At 57.7% G+C, this 5,279-nt stretch carries 7 protein-coding genes; 6 read left to right on the forward strand and 1 reads right to left on the reverse strand.

Going from position 1 to position 5,279, the window contains the following annotated elements; translation table 11 throughout:
• The 5 genes from NW820_RS09660 to NW820_RS09680 all read left to right on the forward strand — a co-directional run.
• The coding region (locus tag NW820_RS09660; RefSeq protein ID WP_414407366.1) for a hypothetical protein at window positions 1-1,167 on the forward strand (1,167 nt) is incomplete at its 5' end.
• A 168-nt stretch (window positions 1,168-1,335) separates the two neighbouring features.
• Window positions 1,336-1,677: a hypothetical protein gene (locus NW820_RS09665; RefSeq protein ID WP_238376873.1), complete on the forward strand. Its 342-nt coding sequence runs from the start codon at window positions 1,336-1,338 to the stop codon at window positions 1,675-1,677.
• Window positions 1,678-1,814: 137 nt separating this feature from the next.
• Window positions 1,815-3,116, forward strand: a complete 1,302-nt coding sequence (locus NW820_RS09670) for a gamma-glutamyl phosphate reductase (RefSeq protein ID WP_414407367.1) — start codon at window positions 1,815-1,817, stop codon at window positions 3,114-3,116.
• A gap of 135 nt (window positions 3,117-3,251) precedes the next feature.
• On the forward strand, window positions 3,252-3,893 hold the full coding sequence (locus tag NW820_RS09675) for a hypothetical protein (protein ID WP_011432202.1): 642 nt from the start codon (window positions 3,252-3,254) through the stop codon (window positions 3,891-3,893).
• A gap of 3 nt (window positions 3,894-3,896) precedes the next feature.
• Window positions 3,897-4,259 carry a DUF3493 domain-containing protein gene (locus tag NW820_RS09680; protein WP_011432201.1) on the forward strand — a complete coding sequence of 121 codons (363 nt, stop codon included), beginning with the start codon at window positions 3,897-3,899 and terminating at the stop codon, window positions 4,257-4,259.
• A gap of 26 nt (window positions 4,260-4,285) precedes the next feature.
• On the opposite strand, the gene NW820_RS09685 is transcribed toward NW820_RS09680, so the two are convergent.
• Window positions 4,286-4,678 carry a hypothetical protein gene (locus NW820_RS09685; protein ID WP_414407368.1) on the reverse strand — a complete coding sequence of 131 codons (393 nt, stop codon included), beginning with the start codon at window positions 4,676-4,678 and terminating at the stop codon, window positions 4,286-4,288.
• 200 nt (window positions 4,679-4,878) lie between these two features.
• Here NW820_RS09685 and psaC point away from each other — a divergent pair, with 200 nt between their 5' ends.
• On the forward strand, window positions 4,879-5,127 hold the full coding sequence (gene psaC, locus NW820_RS09690) for a photosystem I iron-sulfur center protein PsaC (protein ID WP_011432199.1): 249 nt from the start codon (window positions 4,879-4,881) through the stop codon (window positions 5,125-5,127).
• Window positions 5,128-5,279 lie beyond the last annotated feature (152 nt).

The following is a 5,279-nucleotide window of genomic DNA, read 5'->3' on the forward strand; positions in this document are numbered from 1 at the left end:
GACTATGCTTCTGCCTTCACAGCCCTGAGTCAGCGGGATAGCTATTGGTATCTCAGCATTGTGCGGCGGGGGTACCAGTTTGTGGGTTTCGACAAGATTGCCTACGAGCAGAGCAACGTAGCTTTTTTCCCCGGCTATCCCCTGGCGGTGGCCGGAATCAGCCGCCTTTTGAGAGTTGACCCTGAACTGGGGCTTTACCTAACTGCTCAGCTCTTTTGCTGGCTGATGTGGGTTTACCTTTTCCTGCTTTACCGCAGGTGGCAAATTCCCCCCCTCTGGCAAATTTTGGCCAGTTTGCTCATCTTCTTTTATCCCACCAGCTTTTACCTGGTCGTGGGCTACAGCGAATCTTTGTTTATGGCCAGCCTACTGGGTTTTCTCTACTGGTCAATTCACGGGGGCCGTCCCCTGCTGATGCTCCTGGCTGGGATCCACGGCTTGGTGATGAGTGCTACTCGGATTGTCGGCTTGCCGGTGGCGCTGCTCCCTTTTTTGAATCTCCTGAAAGCGGGGGAGAGAACCCAAGCCCGCCGTTGGTTTTGGACGAGTATGGCAGCGAGCTTGGCTCTGTTGGGTGGCCTGGGCTTTTTTCTCTACTGTCAGCTCCGCTTCGGACGCTGGGATCTCTACCTGGAAATGCAGCGTTACTTTACCGGCGTGAAAGCCAATTATCAAGCTATTTTCCAAGCTCGCACATATGTCCTTTCCGCCGAACGCTGGCAAAGCTTACTCTCTCTTTCTGCACCGATGAAAGACCCTGGGCTGTGGGCTGACGCTCTTAGCCAACTGTTTGTGTCTGCCACCCTGGGATCCCTGCTTGTTACAGGTTTAATGGATGCGGCAGGAGTTATGGCAGGTAGAAGCCAGTGTTGGCGGGAGCGGCTGGGATTTCATCTGGCTGCTTGGGCCATGTTTTACATTGCCCTGACGGGTACGAGCCCCTTGGGCCAGCGAAGCATGAGCCGCTATTGTCTGCCGGTTCACATCCTGCAGGTGTTGGCGTTGGTACATTGGGCCAAACACACCGATTTCAGCTTCATCCCCCAAAGGGTGCTTGGCTATCTTGGCACTATCCTGAAGCTGGGCTACGGGCTTCTAGCTTTGATCTTCCTCGCCCTCAACCAAATCCTCACTTGGCGCTACGTCCACCATCTCTGGGTGGCTTGACTCCGCTTTCCTGAAGATAGGATGTGAGGGATCCCAACTTCTCACCGGCTGAGAGCTGTGGCCTTCTCTTCTCCCCGCAAGTCTCCCCGTCAAAACTCAGCCTCGCGTGTCGCTCAGACCCTTGAGCCCGCCAAAATTTACCCCTGCCCGTGCTGCCATCAAGGTCAGTTGCGCCTGATCACCCTAACCGAAGCCTTTGGGTGTAGCCGTTGCCAGCATATTTTTGCCATTACCCCCGACCGCCTGTACATCGAGCAACTGGCCGTTTCTTATCCCTATCGCAAAATGTGGTTCTGGAACGGCTACCAATGGGTGTTGCGGCGGGAAAACACCCTACAGGGATCCGCGCTCTTGGGCCTCACCCTCAGCTTGGGCATTGTCTTGGCGGTTGGGTTCATCGGCGCAGTGCTCTTCCCAAACCAAACCCAGTTGCTCAGTTGGTTCATGATTCTCGGCTTGTTGCTAACGCTGCTGATGGTAACGGCGATCCTGCTGCTGCGGCGGCCCTGAGGTGAGTGAGATTTTCTCCAGCGACTGGTCTCCAGAATTGGCAGCCCCAGCACTTGTGGATCCAACCATTTCTTGTTAGCAGTGGTCTGGAGAACGCAGCGGGTCTGTCTCTAATGGGCTAGGCGGGAGAAGTTCAAGTGACAGATTTCGGTTCAGACTTTGACTTAGGTACCACTCTGCGACAGGTACGCCGCTTACTACCGCAGATGCAGCGGTTGAGCAGCCAAACCAAGCGCCAGGCCCTGCTGGCTCTCTCGCGGTGTTTGTTGGAGCGCTCCGATCTGCTCCTGGAAGCCAATACCCTCGACCTGGAAAGTTGCCGCGAGCAAACCGTACCGGAGTGGATCCTCAACGGCCTGAAGCTCACCCCCGAGCGTCTACAGCGATCCGCCCAGTTGCTGACTCTCCTGGCCCAGCAGCCGGATCCCATTGGCAAGCTGGAGAAAGGGCACCGCCAGGAGAATGGCCTGTTTATTGGCCGCTACCGCGTCCCGTTGGGGTTGATTGCTCTGGTCTACGAAATCTACCCCGAGTTTGCCTTAAATGGCATTGGCATGTGCCTAAAAACAGGAAATGGCGTGATTTTGGCCAGCAGCGGTCCCATCCAGAAAACTCACCAGGCTATGGTCAACCTGTTGGCAGAGACGGCTTATGAGCACGGGATCCCGGAAGGGGCCATTCAAACCTTGCCCGCCCAAGACCGAACCGCAGATCCCCAAGCAGATTCCCCACTGTTGCCGTTGCTACAGCAAACCCGCTACCTCGACCTGGTGATTCCCTGCGGTCGCCCCGGCTGGGTGGAGTTCCTGTTGCAGGCCAGCAAAGTGCCGACTCTGGCCACCCATTTGGGCTACGGCCACATCTATCTGGATCGCACTGCCCCTTGGCCCTTGGTCAAATCGGCTTTGTTGGATCCCCTGGCCCAGTACGGCTCAGAAGGGATCCCCATCTATCAGCCTCTCACCCTCTGGCTGCTGATCCACACCGATTGGGCCACCAACCATCTGACCGCCTTGATTGAGGACTTGCTGGGTCACGGGATCGATATCCAGGCAGCCGCCTCCATTCTGGAACAGTTCCCGCAGCTCCAGCCGCTTGGGCAAGGCTTTGACTCGACGGAACGACCTCATCTGCGCCTGCAGCCCATTGCCGACCTGACGGAGGCGATCGCCTGGATTAACAAAAATGGTTGCCGTCAATCGGAGACGATCCTCACCGATAGCCAATCGGCGGCCCAGCGCTTTCTCCAGGAAGTAGATGCCGCCCTGATCCACATCAACACTTCCCCCCTCTCGGCAGGCCGGGGAGCTGGGATCCCCACGTTGGGAGCGTTTCGCGACCTGTCTTTGGGCATTTCTACCCAGCGGCTGCACGTGCGCGGGCCCATCGACGTGGAAGCCCTGACAACGGTGAAGGTGGTGGCTCAGGGCGATCTGTAGAGCCGGGCAGCAACCCAACTGATGCGCCAAGGTTGGCCGGTCTGCCCAAGATCCAAGAGCTGGGATGAGGCTGGAGAATGAGAATGTAGATCGCCATCAGCTCAACATCCAACTGAGCCCAAAGGGAGGACTTTTTTGGGGATCGACCTTCGCAGTTACGTGTTTTTGGATCGGCTGCAACCCCAGTATGCTGCTTATCTGGGCACAGTAGCCTACGGCTTTTTGCCCCTGCCTGGGGACACTTCTTTGTGGGTCGAGATTTCCCCCGGCATCGAGATCAACCGCGTTATGGATATTGCCCTGAAGGCCACCTCGGTGAGGCCGGGGCTGCAGGTGGTGGAACGCCTCTACGGCCTTCTGGAAGTACACTCCAGCAACCAAGGGGATACCCGCACCGCCGGACGGGCGATTCTGGCTGCCTTAGGGGTGAGTGAACAGGAGCGCCTCAAGCCCCGCATCATCTCCAGCCAGATCATCCGCAACATCGATCCCCACCAAACCCAGTTGATTAACCGTTCCCGCCGTGGCCAAATGCTCCTGGCTGGCCAAACCCTCTACATCCTGGAGGTGCAACCGGCAGGCTATGCCCCCCTGGCTGCCAACGAGGCAGAAAAATCTGCCCAGATCAACATCCTAGAAGTGATGCCTTTCGGTAGCTTTGGCCGCGTGTACTTGGGAGGGGAAGAGCGAGATATTCTGGCCGCCTGCCGCGCTGCCGAAGCCGTTTTGGCGGGGGTTTCCGGTCGGGAGCCCCTCTTGTTGCCTGAGGAGGTGTAGCCAATGGCAGACTCCGATCCCAAGCCAAGATCGCCCCTGTCGCAACGCCGGGATCCCTCTTCAGCAGAGCAGGTGAGGCTGTTGACGGAGCTGGCCGCTCCCTACCGCAGCTTGCGGCGCTTCATCTACTTGGCGGTGGGGTTCTCGGCTACCATCGGGGCGTTTGTGTTTTTCTTTCGAGCCCTGGCGGGACGGGACTTGAACACCACCTTGCCCAGCTTGGCCTTACAGTTGGGGATCCTGGCCGGCGCCATCGGCCTAAACAGGCTGGAAAACCGCTCTCACCAGAAGGTGATCAGACAGGTCAAACAACGCTTGGGCATGCAGCAAGACTCCCAGGAGCCCCAACGGTCGGCGGACAGTTAGCCCGCCCATTCCCCGCAGCCCCTTTCTCAATCCAGATCAAAGTCATCATCATCCGCGTCAGCACTGCGCAGATAGCGGCGCTGAGTTTGGCGAGCGGGATCCCCTTGTGACCACTTTTGGACAATTTGGACGCCCAGAAAGGTTAGGAAAGCCCCCAAAGCCACAAACGTGAGAAGTGGGATCGCCAGGATCACCACTGCGCCCAGGACATAGATAGCCACCTTGGGCAGAGACGGATCCACCCCCCAGCGGCGGCTGCGCACCCAATCGGTGAGCTGCTGATCCCAGCGGCGTAGGCGAGGGACGTTTTCCTCGAAGATCTCCAGCAAAATTGGCCCCAGACGACGCAGATTGCCCTGAGTTTGCCTTCGCCAATCTTGCACCGAGCGCCCCATGTTCGGGATCCCTTGTCCTGTCATCTTCAGGCCGATCCTAGCCCAACCCCAGCAACCTTCCCATTGGCCCACCGGATGTAAATTTGTTTGAACATTTGGATCGGAGATTTTGGAGGCTTCCCAGGACTACTGTACACTGAGGGCACTTGCGCAGCGATGCTGCTGCCCTGCGGATTCGGTAAACCTCTTTTTAACGTTTCAACCTGCTCGACTGGAGAACGCTAATGGCTCACTCGGTCAAGATCTACGACACCTGCATCGGCTGCACTCAGTGTGTGCGGGCTTGTCCCACCGACGTGTTGGAGATGGTGCCCTGGAAGGGGAACAACAAGGCTGGCATGATCGCTGCCGCTCCCCGCACCGAAGACTGCGTTGGCTGCAAACGCTGTGAAACCGCTTGTCCCACCGATTTTCTGAGCATCCGAGTCTACCTTGGCCCCGAAACCACCCGCAGCATGGGCTTAGCCTACTGATGGGGGCACCTGGCCGCAACCCCACTCTCAACTGCCCACAGAGCACAAGTATTCCAGAGTACCAGAAAAGCAGTTTACTTCCCAACCCAGTTCCAGCCTTTCCCTCTTCCGGGGAGAGGCTGTGGCGTATGGCAGGTCTTAAGCTGTTTGGT

This window comes from Synechococcus sp. R55.7, assembly GCF_047461955.1.
Taxonomy (GTDB): domain Bacteria; phylum Cyanobacteriota; class Cyanobacteriia; order Thermostichales; family Thermostichaceae; genus Thermostichus.